Source organism: Streptosporangium sp. NPDC048886, assembly GCF_055586905.1.
In genome coordinates this window covers 1-19988 of record NZ_JBVJHH010000012.1, presented here as the reverse complement: position 1 = coordinate 19988, position 19988 = coordinate 1, and the positions used below count along the sequence as shown (strand labels likewise).

Annotated in this window: 15 protein-coding genes and 1 pseudogene; 9 read left to right on the top strand and 7 right to left on the bottom strand. The window is 69.6% G+C overall.

Translation table 11 applies throughout. The features are described from left to right. Positions 1-431: 431 nt before the first annotated feature. Together ACZ6R6_RS16485 and ACZ6R6_RS16480 are read left to right on the top strand one after the other, a co-directional pair. Positions 432-638, top strand: a complete 207-nt coding sequence (locus ACZ6R6_RS16485; protein WP_470094095.1) for a hypothetical protein — start codon at positions 432-434, stop codon at positions 636-638. A 458-nt stretch (positions 639-1096) separates the two neighbouring features. Next, complete coding sequence (locus ACZ6R6_RS16480) at positions 1097-3202, top strand: DUF4082 domain-containing protein (protein WP_470094093.1); 2106 nt, start codon at positions 1097-1099, stop codon at positions 3200-3202. 276 nt (positions 3203-3478) lie between these two features. Here the strand turns inward: ACZ6R6_RS16480 and ACZ6R6_RS16475 are convergent, their stop codons facing one another. Beyond that, positions 3479-3943, bottom strand: a complete 465-nt coding sequence (locus ACZ6R6_RS16475) for a hypothetical protein (RefSeq protein WP_470094091.1) — start codon at positions 3941-3943, stop codon at positions 3479-3481. Between the two features lie 214 nt (positions 3944-4157). On the opposite strand from ACZ6R6_RS16475, the gene ACZ6R6_RS16470 reads away from it, so the two are divergent. After that, positions 4158-7265, top strand: a complete 3108-nt coding sequence (locus ACZ6R6_RS16470) for a DUF4082 domain-containing protein (RefSeq protein WP_470094090.1) — start codon at positions 4158-4160, stop codon at positions 7263-7265. Positions 7266-7533: 268 nt separating this feature from the next. Further along, positions 7534-8688 carry a dTDP-4-amino-4,6-dideoxygalactose transaminase gene (gene rffA / locus ACZ6R6_RS16465; RefSeq protein WP_470094088.1) on the top strand — a complete coding sequence of 385 codons (1155 nt, stop codon included), beginning with the start codon at positions 7534-7536 and terminating at the stop codon, positions 8686-8688. Between the two features lie 32 nt (positions 8689-8720). Here rffA and ACZ6R6_RS16460 read toward each other — a convergent pair whose 3' ends face one another. Beyond that, on the bottom strand, positions 8721-9491 hold the full coding sequence (locus ACZ6R6_RS16460) for a GNAT family N-acetyltransferase (RefSeq protein WP_470094086.1): 771 nt from the start codon (positions 9489-9491) through the stop codon (positions 8721-8723). 538 nt (positions 9492-10029) lie between these two features. Here ACZ6R6_RS16460 and ACZ6R6_RS16455 point away from each other — a divergent pair. The 4 genes and pseudogenes from ACZ6R6_RS16455 to ACZ6R6_RS16440 form a co-directional block, all read left to right on the top strand. Then, positions 10030-11070, top strand: coding sequence for a DegT/DnrJ/EryC1/StrS family aminotransferase (locus ACZ6R6_RS16455; RefSeq protein WP_470094084.1), 1041 nt, complete (start codon positions 10030-10032; stop codon positions 11068-11070). A gap of 4 nt (positions 11071-11074) precedes the next feature. Continuing rightward, complete coding sequence (locus ACZ6R6_RS16450) at positions 11075-12061, top strand: glycosyltransferase family 2 protein (RefSeq protein ID WP_470094082.1); 987 nt, start codon at positions 11075-11077, stop codon at positions 12059-12061. After that, the gene (locus ACZ6R6_RS16445) at positions 12058-13008 is read left to right on the top strand and encodes a WxcM-like domain-containing protein (RefSeq protein WP_470094080.1); all 951 of its coding nucleotides are present in this window, start codon (positions 12058-12060) and stop codon (positions 13006-13008) included. The genes ACZ6R6_RS16450 and ACZ6R6_RS16445 overlap by 4 nt, the downstream gene beginning before the upstream one ends. Continuing rightward, positions 13005-13343, top strand: a pseudogene (locus tag ACZ6R6_RS16440) (GtrA family protein); the annotation flags it as partial. The gene ACZ6R6_RS16445 and the pseudogene ACZ6R6_RS16440, both read left to right, overlap by 4 nt. A 45-nt stretch (positions 13344-13388) precedes the next feature. Here ACZ6R6_RS16440 and ACZ6R6_RS16435 read toward each other — a convergent pair. From ACZ6R6_RS16435 to ACZ6R6_RS16420, 4 genes are all read right to left on the bottom strand, one after another. Continuing rightward, on the bottom strand, positions 13389-14270 hold the full coding sequence (locus ACZ6R6_RS16435) for a methyltransferase domain-containing protein (RefSeq protein ID WP_470094078.1): 882 nt from the start codon (positions 14268-14270) through the stop codon (positions 13389-13391). Beyond that, complete coding sequence (gene rfbB / locus ACZ6R6_RS16430) at positions 14267-15244, bottom strand: dTDP-glucose 4,6-dehydratase (protein ID WP_470094077.1); 978 nt, start codon at positions 15242-15244, stop codon at positions 14267-14269. The genes ACZ6R6_RS16435 and rfbB overlap by 4 nt, the downstream gene beginning before the upstream one ends. After that, entirely contained in the window at positions 15241-16308 is a 1068-nt protein-coding gene (locus ACZ6R6_RS16425) for a glucose-1-phosphate thymidylyltransferase (protein ID WP_470094075.1), read from the bottom strand. Before ACZ6R6_RS16425 ends, rfbB begins: the two co-directional genes overlap by 4 nt. A 134-nt stretch (positions 16309-16442) precedes the next feature. Further along, positions 16443-16808, bottom strand: a complete 366-nt coding sequence (locus ACZ6R6_RS16420) for a GtrA family protein (protein WP_470094073.1) — start codon at positions 16806-16808, stop codon at positions 16443-16445. Between the two features lie 198 nt (positions 16809-17006). Between ACZ6R6_RS16420 and ACZ6R6_RS16415 the strand changes: the two genes are divergently transcribed. Continuing rightward, a complete protein-coding gene (locus tag ACZ6R6_RS16415) occupies positions 17007-18011 on the top strand; it encodes a glycosyltransferase family 2 protein (RefSeq protein ID WP_470094071.1) in 1005 nt (334 codons plus the stop codon). Between the two features lie 51 nt (positions 18012-18062). Here the strand turns inward: ACZ6R6_RS16415 and ACZ6R6_RS16410 are convergent. Then, positions 18063-19988: hypothetical protein (locus ACZ6R6_RS16410; protein WP_470094069.1), on the bottom strand; the 1926-nt coding region annotated here is incomplete at its 5' end.

The following is a 19988-nucleotide window of genomic DNA, read 5'->3' as shown; positions in this document are numbered from 1 at the left end:
GATCCGCCGCCCGCCCGCCGAGCGGGGCCGATGCGGCCCTTGGCGCACACCGGGACTGCCACCGGGGACACCGATGCTGCCGATCCGGCTTCTGCGGCGGGCACCGGTGCTGCCGGCCCGCCTTCTGCGGCTGGGATCTTCACATCTCGAAATGCCGGGGCCCACGCGGGAGAACCGGGCCGCGCGGGGCGAGCGGACCCGCCGGGCCTACCGGACCCGCCGGGTCTACCGGGCCTACCGGGCCTACCGGGCCACAGGGCGCCCGTGGGCCGGCGGGCACGGCCGGATCGATTTCGAGCACCGACACGACGCTCATCTCGCTCACCTTCCCGCCGTTCGACACGGACTTCACCGCGTATGTCGCCGACGGCACCACCTGGATCCGGGACCCCCGGACGGCTCCACCGGGAGCGTGGCACAGCCTCGCATCCGTGCCGGGCTACCCCACGGGCGTGGTCGGCGTCTCGGTGACCGAGGCCGCCGTCCCGCTCAGCACCCTGCTGGTCACCGTTCTGACCTCCGGCGGCGTCCTCTCCCAGACCAAGTGCGTCATCACCCCGCCACCCCCTCCGCCCGGGCCCGCATGGGGGAAGACCTACTGCGACGGGTTCACCGTCATCACCCCGCCGTCCGGCTAGCGGGGTCCCCGGCGCCACCGAGCCTCGCCCCGGACCTCGCCGATCGAGGCCCGGGCGTGCGCCGAGGCACGCCCTGGCGAGGCATAAATCATAAAATATTACTACATTAAAGGAATGCGCTCAGAGGATAGTGAATACGCATTCCGATGCTGGTCGCAGCTGATATTCGGCGGTAAAGTGTTTTCGCATCACGCGTTCAACAGGGGCCCCCGTGATCGATCGGATAAACACCGCCATTCCGCCTAAAGCCCTATCTGTCCACATATGCCGTAACGCCTTTCTCCGACATTACGGCACCCGGCCGGCGTCTCTTTCCGCCGGGAATTCATGCGCCTTTCATGACAAATACGCCAACCGGGCAGATGTGCAGCGGAAATCGCGAGGACGATCCTTGGCGCACCGGCTGCATGTGAGGCCCGGCGTCCGATCCCCGCGAGACCCTTGAAAAGGTGAGTCCAATGTCCAGACTCCGGATGCCCAGACCCCTTCTCCACGCGCCCGGCCGGCCGGCCGTCACGACCGCGCCGGCACGGCCGGCACGTGAAGCAGGCCGCCGCCTCCTGCCGCGCACCGCCGGCCGCACCTGGCCCGTAGCGGTGCTGGCAGCCCTGCTGTCGATGGGCGTGACCGTCGCGACGCCGCAGTGCGCCGAGGCCGACCAGGCCCCGGTGGACCTCGGCGACGCCGCGTCATACGCGGTCCTCGCCGGGACCGCGGTGAGCAGCACGAACCTCACCGCGATCACCGGTGACCTCGGCGTGAGCCCGGGCAGTTCTGTGACCGGCTTCCCACCCGGCACGGTGAGCGGGTCGACGCACGCGGGCGACTCCGCGGCGGCGATCGCCAAGGCCGACCTGGTCGCCGCCTACAACGACGTCGCCGGACGGACCCCCGTCACCACCGTGGCGACCGAGCTCGGCGGCACGACCAAGGTCCCGGGCGTCTACAACTCCGCCAACGGCATCTTCGGAATAACCGGCACGCTCACTCTCGACGCCCAGGGCGAACCGGACGCGGTCTTCATCTTCAAGGCGTCCACCTTCTCCACCGCGAACGTCAGCAACGTCAACCTCGCGGGCGGCGCCCAGGCGAAGAACGTCTTCTGGCAGGTCAGCGGCACCGCGGCGCTAGGGGCCTACTGCACCTTCCGGGGGAACCTCCTGGCGCAGACGTCGGCGACGGTCAGCACCGGCGCCGCCGTCTCCGGTCGCGTGTTCGCCGTCAACGGCGGGATCACCATCCAGGGACCCACCGACCCGCCGAGAACCCGCATCACCGTGCCGAACGACCCGCCGACCACCACGGCCCTGGCCTCCTCCGCCAACCCCTCCCGGGCGGGAGAGCCGGTCACCTTCACCGCGACGGTGAGCGCGGTCAGCGGCTCGCTCGTCCCGCAGGGCCAGGTGCTCTTCAAGGACGGCGTGACAGTCATCGGCTCGGACCTGCACAACAGCTCGGACCCCGCGACGCTCACGATCTCCACTCTCGACCCGGGTCAGCACCCCATCACCGCCGTCTATCTCGGCGGCGACACCTCCAGCGGTGAGGGCATCGTCCATTTCGCCCCGAGCACCTCACCCGAACTGATCCAGACCGTGCTGACCGGCCTCTGGACCCCCTCCACGGTCCCGGCCGTCACGACTGTCGCCGACCCCAACGCCCTCACCCTCGGCGTGAAGTTCCGCTCGACCGTCGACGGGACCATCAGGGGCATCCGCTTCTACAAGGGCCCCCAGAACACCGGCACCCACATCGGGACCCTGTGGACCAGCGGCGGCACCCCGCTCGCCAGCGCCACCTTCACCAACGAGACGGCCACCGGCTGGCAACAGGCGAACTTCGCAGCACCCGTCGCGATCAGCGCCGACACCACCTACGTCGCCTCCTACTTCACCCCGACCGGCAACTACTCGGTGAACAGACCCTATTTCGGCACGCAATACACCAACGATCCGCTCATCGCCCTCGCCAACGGCGCCGAAGGCGGCAACGGCGTCTACCGGTACGGCGCGACGAATTCCTTCCCCACCAGCGCCTACCAGTCCAGCAACTACTGGGTCGACGTCGTGTTCACGCCGTCGAACAGCCTCTGGGACAGCTCGGCGACCCCGGCCGTCCTGTCCGCCGCCGACCCCAACGCCCTCACCCTCGGCGTGAAGTTCCGCTCGACCGTCGACGGGACCATCAGGGGCATCCGCTTCTACAAGGGCCCCCAGAACACCGGCACCCACATCGGGGCCCTGTGGACCAGCGGCGGCGCCCCGCTCGCCAGCGCCACCTTCAGCAACGAGACGGCCACCGGCTGGCAGGAGGTGAGTTTCCCGACTCCCGTCGCGATCAGCGCCGGCACCACCTACGTCGCCTCCTACTTCACCTCATCCGGGCGTTATTCGGTGAACAGCTCCTATTTCGGCACGCAATACGCCAACGGCCCGCTCATCGCTCTCGCCAACGGCGATGAGGGCGGCAACGGCGTCTACCGGTACGGCGCGACGAATTCCTTCCCCACCAGCGCCTACCAGTCCGCCAACTACTGGGTCGACGTCATGTTCGACATCACCTAGCCGCGGACGGTCCGGAGAAGATCGCTCCGGCCGTCGTGCGCGATCGATGAATGCGGGGCCGCCGGACATCCGGCGGCCCCGCAGCCATGCTGCCCACCCTTTTTCGGATATTCCGCGCTCCACTCCATACATATAACCCGGCCGCACCCATATCGCGGGAAAACCGTTTTACGGCACCGGCAGGAGCGCTCCCATTCCGCCGAGAGCCCATATAAAGGTCTGGCAAGAACATCACCGGACACGTGCGTCCAAGACCTGATTCCGGCACCCGCGTCGTCAGACTTTCGGCCGTCCGGCTGACGATTCGCCAGGGGTGCGATCGGGGAGGTTGTAGGTGCCATACGGCAGGCAGAGTTTGAATCCGATGACGCGTCGGATGCTCCGGATCGCGCTGACCGCTTTAGGGGGCGGCGTGATAACCATGATCAGCATGTTGGGGGCCACTCCGGCACCGACACCCGCCCCTGACATCACGCGCAGCGCCTCATCGTCCCCGGAAGCGCCCTCGGCAACGCCCTTGGTGACACCCTCGGTGACGCCGTCGTCGGCGGCGGCGACTCCTTCGACAGCGCCCTCGGCGACTCCCTCGATGACATCGCCCGCAACGCCGTCGGCCCTTCCTCCGGTAACGCCGGCGCGGGAAACGCGGAAAACTCCTGATTCCGCGCCCCTTATCCGGAAGCCACCCGGAAAACGCGCGACGCACCAGAAGTCATTTACCGAGTGGTTCTCCGGAGACAATGGGAGAGGCCCCGGGGCGCGCGCCGGAAAGCGGGCCCTCCGGGCCGGCGCCCGGGGGCGCGCCGCCGCGTGCCCGCCCACCTCGGTCATCTGCCTGGAGAACAGCCTGCCCGGCAATCCGCCCAGTCAGTGGTACATGCAGACGCCGACCGGGAACATCCTTGGATATCCCACCCAGATAAGCGCGAACAAGGGTGAAACCCTCGATTTCAAAGTGGCCACCAACGCGACCGACTACCGGCTCGAAATCTACCGGATCGGATATTACGGCGGCATGGGCGCGCGGCTGATAACGACGATCGAGCCTTCCGCCACCCTGCCCCAGATCCAACCGGCCTGCCTGTCCGACTCCTCGACCGGCCTGATCGACTGCGGCAACTGGGGGGTGTCGGCCTCCTGGGCGGTGCCGGCCGACGCCGTCTCCGGGGTCTACCTCGGCAATCTGATCAGGGAGGACGGCGTCAGCGGCATGGGGCAGACGATATTCGTCATCCGGGACGACACCCGCAATTCCGAGGTCCTGGTCCAGACGTCCGACGCCACCTGGCAGGCGTACAACACCTACGGCGGCAACAGCCTCTATCAGGGCGCGCCGGTGGGACGCGCCTACAAGGTGAGCTACAACCGCCCGTTCGTCACGCGCACCGGCTTCTTCCAGGCCGAATACCCCATGATCAGATGGCTTGAGTCCAACGCGTTCGACGTCAGCTACACCAGCAACGTCGACACGGCCAGCCGGGGCGCGGAGCTGCTGGAGCACAAGGCGTTCATGTCCTCCGGACACGACGAGTACTGGTCCAACGACATGCGCGGCAACATCGAGACCGCCCGGAACAGCGGGGTCAATCTCGCCTTCTTCTCCGGAAACGAGGTCTTCTGGAAGACCAGGTGGGAGAACAGCATCGACAGCGCCGGCGTCCCCTTCCGGACGCTCGTCTGCTACAAGGAGACCCACGCCAACGCCAAGATCGACCCGAGCCCGCAGTGGACGGGGACGTGGCGCGATCCCCGGTTCTCTCCCCCGTCGAACGGCGGACGGCCCGAGAACGCCCTGACCGGGACACTGTTCATGATCAACAGCTTCGCGACCGACTCCATCGTCGTCCCCTACGAATACGCCGCCATGCGGCTGTGGCGCAACACCTCCATCACGGGCCTGCAGCCCGGCCAGTCGGCCACCTTCCCCCCCGGGACACTCGGCTACGAGTGGGACGAGGCGCCCGACAACGGGTTCGCGCCGGCGGGACTGGTGAAGTTCTCCCGGACGACCCTGGGCACCACGTCGAAATACATGCTCGACTTCGGCAGCACCTACGGCCCCGGGACCGCGACGCACAGCCTGACGCTCTACAAGAATCCGAGCGGCTCGATCGTCTTCGGCGCGGGGACCATCCAGTGGGCCTGGGGGCTCGACTCCGAGCACGACCTGACCCCCGCGGGGGGCGGCCGGATGGCCGCGCCCCCTCCCACGGACATCCGGATGCAGCAGGCGACGGTCAACCTCCTGGCCGACATGGGCTCCCAGCCGGCCAGCCTCCAGGCGGGACTGGTGCCGGCCACCGCGTCGACGGACACCTCCCCGCCCACCTCGACGATCGTCTATCCGGCGAACACCGGGACCGTGCCCACCGGGACGATCGTCCCCATCCAGGGGACGGCCAGCGACACGGGGGGCGGCGTCGTCTCCGCCATCGAGATCTCCTTCGACGGCGGCACCAGGTGGTTCCAGACAACGGGCCGGACGAACTGGCAGTACAACTGGACGACGCCCAGCACCACCGGGGCGGTGACGATCAAGACCAGGGCGGTCGACGACATCGGCAACGTCCAGACCACCCCGACCGAGACGACCGTCACCGTCGTCACCGGATGCGCCGGCTGCAGCCTGTGGACGCCGTCAACCGGGCCCGCCAACCCCTCCAACCCCGACCCCAGCTCGGTCGAGGTCGGGGTGAAGTTCCGGTCCGCGAACGCGGGTTTCATCACCGGGATCAGGTTCTTCAAGGGGACGCAGAACATCGGGACGCACATCGGCAACCTGTGGACCACCTCCGGGCAGCTGCTGGCGAGTGCGACCTTCACCAACGAGACGGCCAGCGGCTGGCAGCAGGTGGACTTCGCGGTCCCGGTGTCCATCGCGGCCAACACCACCTACGTCGCCTCCTACTTCGCCCCGCAGGGCAACTACTCGATAACGCGGCCCTACTTCACCGCCGACTACACCAACGGCCCGCTCACCGCCCCCGCGAGCAGTTCCTCGGGCGGCAACGGCGTCTACCGGTACGGCGCGACGAGCGCCTTCCCCAACAGCACCTTCCAGACCAGCAACTACTGGGTCGACGTCGTGTTCGCACCGTCGAACAGCCTCTGGGGCAACACGGCGATCCCGGCCGCCCAGTCGGCCGCCGACCCCAACGCCATCACCGTCGGCGTGAAGTTCAGGGCGACCACGGCGGGCACCATCCAGGGCATCCGCTTCTACAAGGGGACAGCGAACACCGGCACCCACATCGGGACCCTGTGGACCAGCGGCGGCCAGCCACTGGCCAGCGCCACCTTCGTCAACGAGACGGCCAGCGGCTGGCAACAGGTGAACTTCGCGACACCCGTCGTGATCAGCCCCGGCACCACCTACGTCGCCTCCTACTTCACCTCATCCGGAGGCTACTCGGTCAACAGCTCCTACTTCACCGCGGACTACGTGAACGGCCCGCTCACCGCGCCCGCGAGCGGCGCCTCAGGCGGCAACGGCGTATACATATACGGCGCGACGAACGCCTTCCCCAACAAGACGTTCCAGGCCGCCAACTACTGGGTGGACATCGTCTTCAAACCGTCGGACAGCCTCTGGACCACCGCGACGACCCCGGCCGCCCCGTCCGCCGCCGACCCCAACGCCATCACCGTCGGTGTGAAGTTCAGGGCGAACAAGACCGGGGCCATCCAGGGCATCCGCTTCTACAAGGGCCCGCAGAACACCGGCACCCATGTCGGGAACCTGTGGACCAGCGGCGGCCAGCTGCTGGCCAGCGCCACCTTCACCAACGAGACGGCCGGCGGCTGGCAGCAGGTGAACTTCGCGACACCCGTCGCGATCAACGCCAACACCACCTACGTCGCCTCCTACTTCGCTCCATCCGGAGGCTACGCGGTCAACAGCTCCTACTTCACCACGGACTACGTGAACGGCCCGCTCACCGCCCCGGCGAGCGGCGCCTCGGGCGGCAACGGCGTCTACCGGTACGGCGCGACGAACGCCTTCCCCAACAACGCCTTCCAGGCCGCCAACTACTGGGTGGACCTCGTGTTCGTCTCGCCCTAGCGGTCACCACAGGTCACGGCCCGCAGGCCGGACCGGATCCGGCGCCCGCGCGCCCGGCCCCGCACCAGACGGACCGGGCGCGCGGCGCCGGACGCCGGACGCGGAGTCCGGGACCGCGCGACACCCGTAAACCGGCGATCCGGGCGTGTCATACCCGGATCACCCCGAGTCCCGGGCCGTCCCGCCGAATGTAAGGCTTGCGCAACGGGTCACCAATGAAACGAGCCCGTGACGTGTGTCGCAAACCCGTTCGTTGTTCACTTCGGCCGTGAGCACAACCTGCCTGAACACGATCCCCTTCAACCGGACGCATATCTCCGACAATGAGCTCGGCTACCTCGCGGAGGCCGTGCGAGGGGGATCGACGTGCGGAGACGGGCCGTTCACCCGCCGGGCCGCCACGCTCCTTACGGAGCTGACCGGGTCGGGCCACGCGCTGCTGACCACCTCCTGCACGCACGCGCTGGAGATGTCGGCGATCCTGCTCGACCTGCGGCCCGGCGACGAGGTGATCATGCCCTCGTTCACCTTCATGTCCACGGCCAACGCCTACGCGCTGCGCGGGGCGGTACCGGTGTTCGTCGACTGCAGGCCCGACACCCTGAACATCGACGAGCGGCTGGTCGAGGCCGCGGTCACCGAGCGCACCCGGGCCGTCGTGGTGGTCCACTACGCGGGTGTCGCCTGCGCGATGGAGCCGATCGGCAGGCTCTGCGAGCGGTACGGCCTGGCCCTCGTCGAGGACAACGCCCACGGCCTGGGCGGCTCCTACCGCGGCAGGCCGCTCGGCTCGTTCGGCCGGGTGGCCACGCAGAGCTTCCACGCGACGAAGAACGCGCAGTGCGGGGAGGGCGGGGCCCTGCTCCTGAACGACGCCGACCTGATCGGGCGCGCCGAGATCATCCGGGAGAAGGGCACCGATCGCGGCCGTTTCTTCCGCGGCCAGGTCGACAAGTACCGATGGATCGACATCGGTTCGAGCTATCTGCCCTCCGACATCCTCGCCGCCCAGCTGACCGCCCAGCTGGAGTCGTTCGACAAGATCCAGTTCCTGCGCCACGCCGTGTGGCGGGAGTATCACGGGGCGCTGGCCGGCTGGGCGGCCGAGAACGGGGTCCGCCGGCCGGCGGTCCCCGACGGCTGCGCCCATCCGGCGCATCTGTACCATCTGCTCCTCCCGGACCTGGACAACCGCCAGGCGTTCATCGGCCACCTCTCGGACCGGGGCGTACAGGCGGCCTTCCATTACCAGCCGCTGCACTCCGCGCCCGCCGGCATGCGGTACGGGCGGGCGGCCCCGGGCGGCTGCCCGGTCACCGAGGAGATCGCCGACCGGCTCGTACGGATACCGCTGTATCCCGACCTGAGCGGGACGGACGTGGCGCGCGTGATCGACGCCGTCCGGACCTACCGGGTGCGCTGACACCCCGCCCGCGGCGGGGCGTCAGCGCACCCTCACCCGTCCAGGAGCCGGCTGCGGATCAGGTGGACGGTGAGAAAGGTCTGCACGGGCTCGAATCCGTATCTCGCCCATGCCCGCTGCACCCGCGTGTTGTGGCCCTGGGTGGAGATGACGACTTCCGTCCCGCCGCCGGCCAGGGTCCGCTCCTCGACGGCCTTCAGCAGGTGGGCGTAGAGGCCGCGCCCCTGGGCCCGGGAGACCACGCCCGCGAGCAGGATCTCCGCGCGGGGTCCCCGCTGAGCCAGCGTGGCCAGACCGAGGAGGTCTCCCGCGGCCGGCCCCAGCAACGCCAGGCATCCCCCGTCCGCGGCGGACCTCACCGCCCACTCCTGGTAGCCCGCCAGCGCCCGCTCGGCCTCGAACAGAGGGTTGGCCAGGTAGTGGTTCCCGTAGGCGGCGAAGATGTCCGCGACCAGCGCCCGGACCGCGTCCGGACCGGCCGACCCCGTCGTGCGCAGATCCGGTGACGGCTCCGGCGCGCGGCCCTGTCCGGCGCGCAGCCGCCAGTACACCAGGCAGTCCGCGAACACGGCGGTCCGGCCGAGCGCGGTCAGCTCCGCGGACCAGCCGAGGCGTTCCGCCGGATACCGCAGCACGATGACGTCCGCGGAGGACCCCCGCACCGCCTGGCGGACCGCGGAGAACGGCACCTCCGTCCCGGCGGGGACGGACAGGCGGTCAACGGAGTATCCGAACCGGGCCGACTCCAGCGGAGACCTCTCCGCCCGTACGGCCCCCGCCTCCATCACCTCACACCACGCCATCAGCTCACCTCGTAGCTCTGGACGTTCCCGGCCCGGCGGCGTCCGCGGCCACGTCGGACGGCGGGCGGGCAGGCCGGCACGCGTCGTGCTCTCATCTCCCGGCGATCCGTCACACGGGCCTCGCACCGCGCCGGGCCGGCCGGCGCCCGGTAAGAACACGACCACCGGAAAAGGCGGCGTCCCACGCGCTCCGGACTTTCCGGTCCGGGGATTCCCGGATTAATTATTCTCATGGGCCGGCCCGGCCGTACACGGCCACGGAATCTTGATCATTAAAGATCGGCAAGTTCTTCGCAATGGCTCGATAAGTGGCGACAACACAGTTCGTGTCGACCGGCCCATCCGTTGTTCACTGCGACATTGAGTGCAACCGGCCCGTCCGGACGGACTCGCCGCAAAATACACGAGGAACCGGCGGTGCACCCTTTTGATCGACGCTTGCCTTTCCCTGGGAATCCTTTAAGAAAGCGAGGGGGACATGGCGGAAGAAATTGCGATCAATGATCTCGGCCGGCACGCGTCCTCGACGGAGACGGCTGTGCGGAGTTCTGTCGAGCGCGTGCTGAGAAGCGGCTGGTACATCCTGGGCGAGGACGGCGAGGCCTTCGAGCAGGAATTCGCCCGATACTGCGGGACAGCCCACTGCGTGGGCGTCGCGAACGGGACCGACGCCATCGAGCTCGGCCTGCGCGCCCTCGGCGTCGGCGCCGGCAGCCGCGTGGCCACGGTCGCCAACGCCGGCCTCTACACGACGACGGCCCTGATGGCCCTCGGCGCGGAGCCCGTGTTCGTCGACGTCGACCGCGGCACGAAGCTGATGGACCTCGCCCACCTCGAGCAGGTCGTCGGCGCCGGCGGCCTCGACGCGGTCGTGGTGACGCACCTGTTCGGGCTCATGCACGACATGGAGGCGGTCCTGGCCGTCACGGCCCGGGCCGGGGTCCCGGTGTTCGAGGACTGCGCGCAGGCCCACGGCGCCCGGCGGGGCGGACGGCGCGCCGGCTCCTGCGGCGCCGCGGCGAGCTTCAGCTTCTACCCGACGAAGAACCTGGGAGCGCTCGGCGACGGCGGCGCCGTGGTCACCGGCGACCCCCGGGTCGCCCAGCGGGTCAGGCTCCTGCGGCAGTACGGGTGGGAGTCGAAGTATCGCGCCAGCATCCGCGGAGGGCGCAACAGCCGTCTCGACGAGATGCAGGCGGCGGTCCTGCGGGCCAAGCTGCCCCTGCTCGACGGCTGGAACAGGCGGCGGCGGGACATCGCGACGCGCTACTCGCGGGAGATCGTCCACCCGCGGGTCCAGTGTCCGCCGGTCTACGGCGAGGAGTTCGTCGGCCATCTGTACGTCGTCGTGTGCGAGGACCGGGAGGCGCTCCGCGCCCATCTCGCCGCGTCGTCCATTCTCACCGATGTGCACTATCCCGTTCCGGATTACCGTCAACCCGCCCTGGCCGGTCTCGGGGACCAGACGGGCCTGCCGGTGACAGACGATCTGGCCGCCTCCATCCTGACGCTCCCCTGCTATCCGGAGCTCTCCGACGAGGAGGTCACGCGAGTGATCTCCTGTATCGCCAGCTGGTGACCCCATGTTTTCCGTGATCATCCCTGTCTATCGGAATGCGGAATTCGTGCCACAGCTGATCGCGGAGTTCAGCGACATCAGCGCGGTCGTCGCCGAGCGCCACGGAATGCCCATGGAGTTCGTCTTCGTGGTCGACGCCAGTCCGGACGACAGCTTCGAGCTCCTCAAGGCGGCCCTGCCGCTGGCGCCGTTCCGTTCGCAGCTGCTCCTGCACACGCGCAACTTCGGATCGTTCGCGGCCATCCGCACGGGCCTGCGGGCCGCCCGGGGCGACTACTTCGCCGTGCTGGCCGCCGACCTCCAGGAGCCTCCCGACCTCGTGCTCAGGTTCCTCGACAGCCTCGTCAACGACGACATGGACATCTCGGTGGGGGTCCGTGAAGGCCGCGAGGACCCGGGGATGTCGCGTCTGTCGGCCAACCTCTTCTGGGCCTTCTACCGCCGCTTCGTCGTGCGCGACATCCCCGCCGGCGGGGTCGACGTCTTCGGCTGCAACCGGCGTGTCCGGGACGAGCTCCTGCGGCTGGAGGAGGCCAACAGCTCCCTCGTGGGCCTGGTCTACTGGCTCGGCTTCCGCCGCGGCGAGGTGCCGTACGAGCGGCGCGCCCGGGCGCACGGCAAGAGCACCTGGACGCTCGGCAAGAAGGTCGACTACCTCCTCGACAGCATCTTCGCCTTCACCGACCTGCCCATCCGCATCCTCACGGTCCTGGGGGTGCTCGGCTTCGCCATCGCCGCCTGCCTGGCGGTCTTCGTCGTCGTCATGCGCCTGACCGGTGAGATAGCGGCGGCGGGCTACACGACCACGATCCTGGTCATCACCTTCTTCGGCGCGCTCAACACCCTGGGCCTGGGCTTCATCGGGTCCTACGCCTGGCGCAGCTACGAGAACACCAAGAAACGTCCGCTGGCTCTGGTGCACACCGCCCACACCTTCGACGGCGCGCCCGGACCCGTCCCCGTCCTCCTCCACATCGGCAGGCGCGCATGAAACAGGCCCTCATCCACCCGCAGGCCCTCTGCGAGAGCACGGCGATCGGCGCCGGGACCCGGGTCTGGGCGTTCGCGCACGTGCTGCCCGGCGCCCGGATCGGAGCCGAGTGCAACATCTGCGACGGGGTGTTCGTCGAGAACGACGTCGTCCTGGGAGACCGTGTGACCGTCAAGTGCGGCGTCCAGATCTGGGACGGGACCACGATCGAGGACGACGTCTTCGTCGGCCCCAACGCGACGTTCACCAACGACCCGTTCCCGCGCAGCAAGGTCCGTCCCGAGGCGTTCGCGCGCACGGTCATCCGCTCCGGCGCCTCCATCGGGGCCAACAGCACGATCCTGCCCGGGGTGGAGGTGGGGACCGGCGCGATGGTGGGCGCGGGCGCGGTCGTGACGCGCTCCGTCCCGCCGAACGCGGTCGTGGTCGGCAATCCCGCCCGCATCAAGGGCTACGTCACCGACGCCGAGCAGCCCGGCTCCCCGCTCCCGGCCGGCGACATCCGGCCGCCGGGCACGGTGGGACTCGGCGTCGGGGCCGCGAGCCTGCACGAGCTGCGGGTCGCCAAGGACCTGCGCGGCGAGCTGTCGGTCGCCGAGTTCGGGCGTGAGCTGCCGTTCGCTCCCAAGCGGTACTTCCTCGTGTTCAACGTGCCGAGCCGGGAGGTCCGGGGCGAGCACGCCCACCGGAACTGCGACCAGTTCCTGATCTGCGTGCGCGGCTCCTGCGGCGTCCTCCTGGACGACGGCCGCAACCGGCGGGAGGTCACCCTGGACCGCCCCAGCCGCGGCGTCTACATGCCGGCCATGATCTGGGGGACGCAGTACCGGTACTCGCCCGACGCCGTGCTCCTGGTGTTCGCCTCGCACTACTACGACCCGGACGACTACATCCGTTCCTACGACGAGTTCCAGAGAGCCGTCGCCGGCGAACCGGTCCGGGCGTGAGCGGTCCGCCGGCCCAGTTCGCCCGTTTCCTCGTGGGCGGCGCCGCCAACACCGCCGCCACCTACGGGATTTTCGTCGTCCTGTCCCGGTCGATGCCGCCGCAGGCCGCCTACTCGGCGGCCTACGTGTCGGGGGTCGTCCTGGCCTACGTCGTCAACACGGTCTTCGTGTTCCGGACCCGCGCGTCGATCGGGTCGGCCGCGCGCTTCCCGGGCGCGTACCTGGTCTCCTACCTCGTCGGCCTGGCCCTCCTGACGCTGTTGACCCGGGCGGGGCTCGACGGCCGGCTCGCGATGCCGGCTGTGATGGCCGTCAACGTCCCGCTCACCTTCGTGATGATCCGGTACGTCCTCAAGGGCACGGGGCCCGGGGCCCGGCCGCTACCGCGGCCGGGCCTCCGGCGGCTTGCGGGCCTCGACCACGAACCCGCTGGCCGCCACCGCGGCGCTGGGATGCCGTGCGAGCAGGACGTCGAGGAACTTTACCGGCGACAGCAGCCACATCAGGGGGATCAGCCCCCGGTACAGCCGCCTGCTGCCGAAGGAGAGCAGCAGGGCCAGCCATTCCTGGAGCATCCAGAGCATGGCCGAGGTGGGCCCCGCGCCCACCCGCACGCTCAGCACGTCGAAACGGTCGAAGAGGGTTCTCATCCCCGCCTGGGTGTATCGCTGGTAGTCGTACGGCGAGGCGTGGAAGGGCTGCATGAAGGGCACGTAGCACAGCACCCGGCCCCCCGGCCGGAGCACCCGCCACATCTCCTCGACGTGGGCCCGCGGATCCGGCACGTGTTCGAGCACGGCGACGCTGACGATGCCGGCCAGGGCCCCGTCGCCGATCGGCAGCGTCCGCAGGTCGCCCACGATGTCGACGTTGGCGTAGGTCCCCCCGTCCACGCAGAGCACCCTCGGGTCGTAGCGGTTGGTGCCCGACCCGAGATCGGCGACCAGGTCGCGGTCGAGGTCGAAGCTCGCCAGGAAGGGGCGGATGAAGCGCCTGAGCAGGACCGGTGAGACGAGCTGGATCGCCAGCGGATACACCGGCCCGAAGCGGCGCTTGACGCTCTCCTTGATCCGGTTGAGCGGGTCGTCCCGCAGCTCGGCGTCCTCGAAGCCGGCGAAACGCAGTTGGTCGCCCACCCGGCGGCCCCCGGTGCCGCAGCGCGCGCACGTGTAGGACCCGTCGAGCGGGACGCGGCAGGAGGGGCAGGCCAGTACGGCCGCCGCCCGGTCGACCGGGCAGCCCGTCGCCTCCGCCGTTCTCATGGCGTCCGCTCCTTCAGCGGCCGCCACCATGCCTGGTTGTCCCGGTACCAGCGCACGACCTGGGCGAGTCCCTCGTCGAAGTCCACCTGCGGCCGGTAGCCGATCGAGCGGATCTTGCCGCTGTCGACGGCGTAGCGCCGGTCGTGGCCGAGCCTGTCCTCGGTGTGCTCGACCATCTCCCAGCCCACGCCGGAGGCGGCCAGCAGCCGTCCGGTCAGCTCCCGGTTGGTCAGCTCGACGCCGCCGCCGATGTTGTAGACCTCGCCGGCCGTCCCCTTGTCCAGCACGAGCTGGATGCCCCGGCAGTGGTCGTCGACGTGCAGCCACTCGCGGACGTTCTCACCGTCGCCGTAGAGGGGCACGGGGAGCCCGTCGATCAGGTTGGTGACGAACAGCGGGACGACCTTCTCGGGATACTGGTACGGACCGTAGTTGTTGGAGCAGCGGGTCACCCGCACGTCGAGCCCGTAGGTCCGGTGGTAGGCCCTGCACAGCAGGTCGGCCCCCGCCTTGGCGGCCGAGTAGGGGGAGTTGGGCAGCAGCGGCTCCTCCTCGGTCCAGGCCCCCTCGGCGATGGATCCGTACACCTCGTCGGTGGAGACCTGGACGACGGTGCGCACGCCGGCTTCGAGCGCCGCCTGCAGGAGCCGCTGCGTGCCGTACACGTTGGTGACGACGAAGTCCCCCGCACCGGTTATCGACCGGTCGACGTGTGTCTCGGCCGCGAAGTTCACGATGACGTCGTGGCCCGGCACCACCTCGGCGAGCAGCCGGGCGTCGGTGATGTCCCCCCGGACGAAGGTGTAACGGGGGTGATCGGCGACCGGGCGCAGGTTCTCCGGGTTGCCGGCGTAGGTGAGCTTGTCCAGCACGGTCACGCGGGCGTCCTCGTAGCCGGGGTGAGCGCCGGACAGCAGTGACCGCACGTAGTGCGAGCCGATGAACCCGGCGCCGCCGGGGATCAGGATCCTCATGCCCTCACCTGGATCTTGCTGTGGTCTCCGACCATGAGCTGGTTCATGTTGGGTACTCCCACCGCGCGCGTGACCTCGACGTTCCGGCCGATCAGAGAGTATGTGAGCCCGGAGACCCCGGTGATGACCGAGTCTCCCAGGATGATGCTGTACTCCACCTCGGCGTTCTCCAGGACGCAGCCCTCGCCGATCGAGGTGTAGGGGCCGATGTAGGAGCCGTTGATCTTGGCGTCGGCGCCGATGACCGCCGGGCCCCGGATCACCGAGTTCTCGACGGTGGCCCCCGGCTCGATGGCGACCCGGCCCGTTATCTCGGAGAGCCCGTCCACGCTCCCCCGGACGGCGCGCCCGATCCCCTCCAGGACGATGCGGTTGCACTCCAGCATGTCCTGCAGGCGCCCGGTGTCCTTCCAGTAGCCGCCGACGAAGTGCGAGTGGACCCGGCCGCCGTTGTCGATGAGCCAGGTGATCGCGTCCGTGATCTCCAGTTCGCCGCGCGCCGAGGGCCTGATCGCCCGGACCGCCTCGTGGATGGCCGGGGAGAAGGTGTACACGCCGACGATCGCGAGATCGCTGCGGGGATGCTCCGGCTTCTCCTCCAGGCCGACGATCTCGCCGTCCGGCCCGAGCTCGGCGACTCCGTAGAACTGCGGTTCGGCGACCTTGGTGAGCAGGATCTGGGCGTCGTAGTCGGCCTCGCGGAAGGCGTCCACCAGGTCGGTGATGCCGTCCACCAGGAAGTTGTCCCCCAGATACATCACGAACGGCTCGTCGGCGAGGAACCGGCGGGCGATCAGGACGCAGTGCGCCAGCCCGAGGGGTTCCTCCTGGGGGATGTAGGTCACCTCCAGGCCGAACCTCGATCCGTCGCCCACCGCCTCCCGGATCTCCCGGGCCGTGTCGCCGACGATGATCCCCACGCTGGTGATGCCCGCGTCCCGGATCGCGTCGAGTCCGTAGTAGAGCACCGGCTTGTTGGCGATGGGGACCAGTTGCTTGGCCGATGTATGAGTCAGCGGGCGCAACCTCGTCCCCTTGCCGCCCGCCAGAACGAGTGCCTTCACCGCTCTTTGAGCCTTTCCGCGAAGAACTCATGGCCGCAGCGGCCATCTGTCCGATTGAATTTATGCGGAACCCGGATTAGTGGCCCTATGCCGTCTCCCGCTTTTGCCGAACAACGGGCGACAAGTTGCCGGGACTATAGCCTTCCGCCATGACGGAAGGTCCATGTCCGGTGGACCACGTAACTGAGCGGCGGGCTCAGGACTATCACCACGCCCTGCGCCGCCATAATCGGAATCCCGGCGAATTCCACTAAAATCGGGACCCCTGCGGCGGAGGTCCCCAGGAAGCTCAGCCCGACCGCGTAGAACCGCGCGTAGCCCCGCAGCCACGAGTCTCCGGAGACCCGGAAGACCACCAGCCGGTACCAGGGATAGACGACGGCCACGGTGGCGCAATGGCTGACCACGACCAGGAAAAGATAGGGCACCGAATCTCCGGCCGCCAGCAATCCCAGGCCCAGGAGAGCGCAATGGACCGCGGCCGTCATGGCGCTTCCCATCAGATATGTGATGCGATGACTCCCGAAAGTCGAGAGCAGGGCTCTCCACCCGAAATGTGAATTATCGCCACCGGCGCTTCGGCTCTCCACTTCAACCATGCGGCGGTGACTCCGGATCGTGGTCGCTGGCAGTACGGCTGGCAATACGGGGATCCTAGTCGGCCGCGCGAATAAATCGGGGGATTAATGTCAGTGTCGGTGGTTGTTCCGTGTTATCGCTCGGCGGGGACCCTCCCCCTGCTGATGGCCAGGCTCATCCCGGTCCTGCGGGACCTCTCCGTACCGCACGAGGTGGTCCTCGTCGTCGACGGGAGCCCCGACGACACCTGGGAGGTGGCCTCCGGCCTGGCCCGCGAGTTCGAGGCCGTCCGCGCGATCCGCCTGTCCCGCAACTACGGCCAGCACAACGCGCTGGTCGCCGGCATCAGGGACGCCAGGTTCGACGTGGTCGTCACGATGGACGACGACCTGCAGCACCCGCCCGAGCAGATCCCGCTGCTGCTGGCCACCCTGGAGGGCGACCGCCTCGACCTGGTGTACGGCATCGCGCACGAGGAGGAGCACGGGGCCGTCCGCAGCCTCGCCTCGCGATCGGTGAAGGCATGCATGGCCGGCGCCCTGGGGGTCCGCGGCGCCCGGGCGCTCAGCGCCTTCCGCGCCTTCCGGACCCGCCTGCGGGACGGCTTCGAGGGGCTGTCCGGGCCGCACTTCTCCGTCGACGTGGCCCTTTCCTGGGCCACCGCGCAGGTGGGCTCGGTCCATGTGCACATGAGCGAACGCCGTCACGGGCGGTCCAACTACACCCCGCGCCTGCTGGTCCGGCACGCGGTCAACATGTTCCTCGGCTACAGCACGGCCCCCCTCAGGGCGGCGAGTTACCTGGGTTTCCTGGCCGGGGTCTTCGGGCTGCTGCTGGGCGCGTCCGTTCTGTGGCGCTTCGTCACGGGCGGCACCACGGTGGCCGGCTTCACCACGATCGCCTCGATGGTGGCGCTCTTCTCGTCCGCGCAGCTGATCGCCATCGGGGTGCTCGGGGAGTACATCGGCCGCATCCACGGCAGCGGGATGGGGCGGCCGGCCTACGTGGTCAGGGAGCGCGCCGGATCGTCCGGCGGGCCCGGCGCCGCCCGTCCGGCGGCCGCCACGGCACGCGCCGGCTCCGGCTCCGGCTCCGGCTCCGGTTCCGGCCCGGACGAGCGGTGAGCCGGCCGCCGGCGGTCACGCCACGTCCTCCGGCAGCCCGTACACGGCCGGTCACGTCACGTCCTCCGGCAGCTCGTACACCGCGTAGTCGCCGACGCGCAGGCGCAGGTCCGCGAAGTCCCCGATCCGGGAGGCCGGGCTGACATACCGCTCGTCGGCGAACAGCCAGCGCACGCCGTAGCGCGCGCGCAGCAGCCGGACAGCGGCCGCCGAGGGCGAGTCGAAGACCTCGTCGTTCGCCCGGATCCGCTCCTCGTCCCAGAACGGGAGGGTCTCCGCCTGCTGGCCGGGGCGCCAGCGGCTCATGTTGGTGGCGGTGTAGGCCCATCCCTCGACCAGCACGCGCCGCTCCGTCAGGGCCGCCGCCCAGAATCCGCGGCTGTCGCATGGATTGTCCGTTCCTCCCAGGCAGCGGACGTTCGTGGCCACCAGGTCGCCGGTGCCCGAGTGGTCGCGCAGCCACCGCCCGGCGGCCAGCGCGCCGTCGGAGACCACCGGGGCCGCCGCGGCGGGTTCCACTTCGGGGGCGCCGCCCGCCGGGGTGTGGAGGGCCGCCGACAGCACGCGCGTGCACCAGGCCGCGGGGAAGCCGGCGGCCGCGATCATGGAGAGCGCCAGGGCGCCGGCGACGACGCGCCGCCGGTGGAGCGCCGCGAGGACGCCCACCGCCAGCAGCGCGGTGACCGCCAGGACGAGGTAGGGCAGGTAGAGGACGGCGTCGGAGCGGCCCGCTCCCAGCGGGACCTTGACGCCGCAGAGCTCGCGGATCAGGCAGGCGGCCGCCACGCCCGCGGCGCCCGCGTACGCGAGCGCGCGCGGTGACAGCCGGGCCCGCCGTACGGCGACGGAGAGCCCGTAGGCCGCGACGATCACCAGGTAGGGGTAGGACGCGTCGAAGAAGTAGATCTGGCCCATGTGCGGGTGCCCGAGGAAGAGGACCGCGCCGACGCCCACCGTGCCCATGCCGAGCATCAGGACCACCGCCGGCCGCATGAGCAGCCGGGGCCGGCTGAGCAGCCCGAGGATCCCGCACCACTCTATGGCCCAGCTCAGCACGTAGAGCAGCGCGATGCCCAGCACCGAGACGAGCGACGGCTCGGCGTGCTCCCCCAGTCCGGTCAGTCCTCCCCAGATTTTCCGGAAAAGGGAGAAGTCATCGATGACCATCCCCTGGTTCGCCTGCCTGAACAGCACGGTCTGGGCGCAGAGGAAGCAGGCCGCGGTGAGTCCCAGCGCGGCGAGCGTGGGCCAGTGCGGCCGCCGGCGTCTGACCAGCTCGACCGCGGCGACCGTCCCGAGTCCGGCGATCAGCAGGGGCAGGTAGGTGGCCTTGGCGCCCGTCACCGCGACGAGGAAGATCCCCAGCAGCAGCCACCGGCCGGCGCTCGACCGCCGGCGCTCGAGCAGGTCGACCAGGAGCAGGACGGCCGGCGCGGCCAGGAGGGTCCCGAAGGTCTGGGTGGGGCTCAGCCACGAGATGGCGGCCCGCCAGGTGAAGATCCCGACGTTGATGCCCTGGTAGAGGTTGGGGGCGGCGATGAAGACGGTCCCCAGCAGCGCCAGCAGGGCCACCGCCCAGGAGTCCGTCACCCGCCGGGCGATCGTCGCGAGGATGACGGCCAGGGCCGCCAGCATGGGGAGCATGCCCAGCCGGAACAGCAGCACGAGCGGCTCCACGCCGGTGACCCAGCTCGCCGCGGCCAGGTGGGCGTAGACGAACCAGTGGTAGAGCAGCGGCTCGCCGGACACCATCGGCACCGTGGGCGGCATGTGGTGCCTCAGCTCGCCGATCAGCGCCAGGTGGAAGGGCATGTCGACGTAGGAGGTGCCGAGGGCCGGCCAGGTGAGCAGGTTCTTCCGGAAGAAGTTGACGGCACTCCAGGCGATCAGGTAGCCGATGATCAGGGCCAGGGACCACGACCACCACCGGGGCACAGCCGGCCGGACCCCGCCCCGCCAGTACCCCCGCAGCCGCGG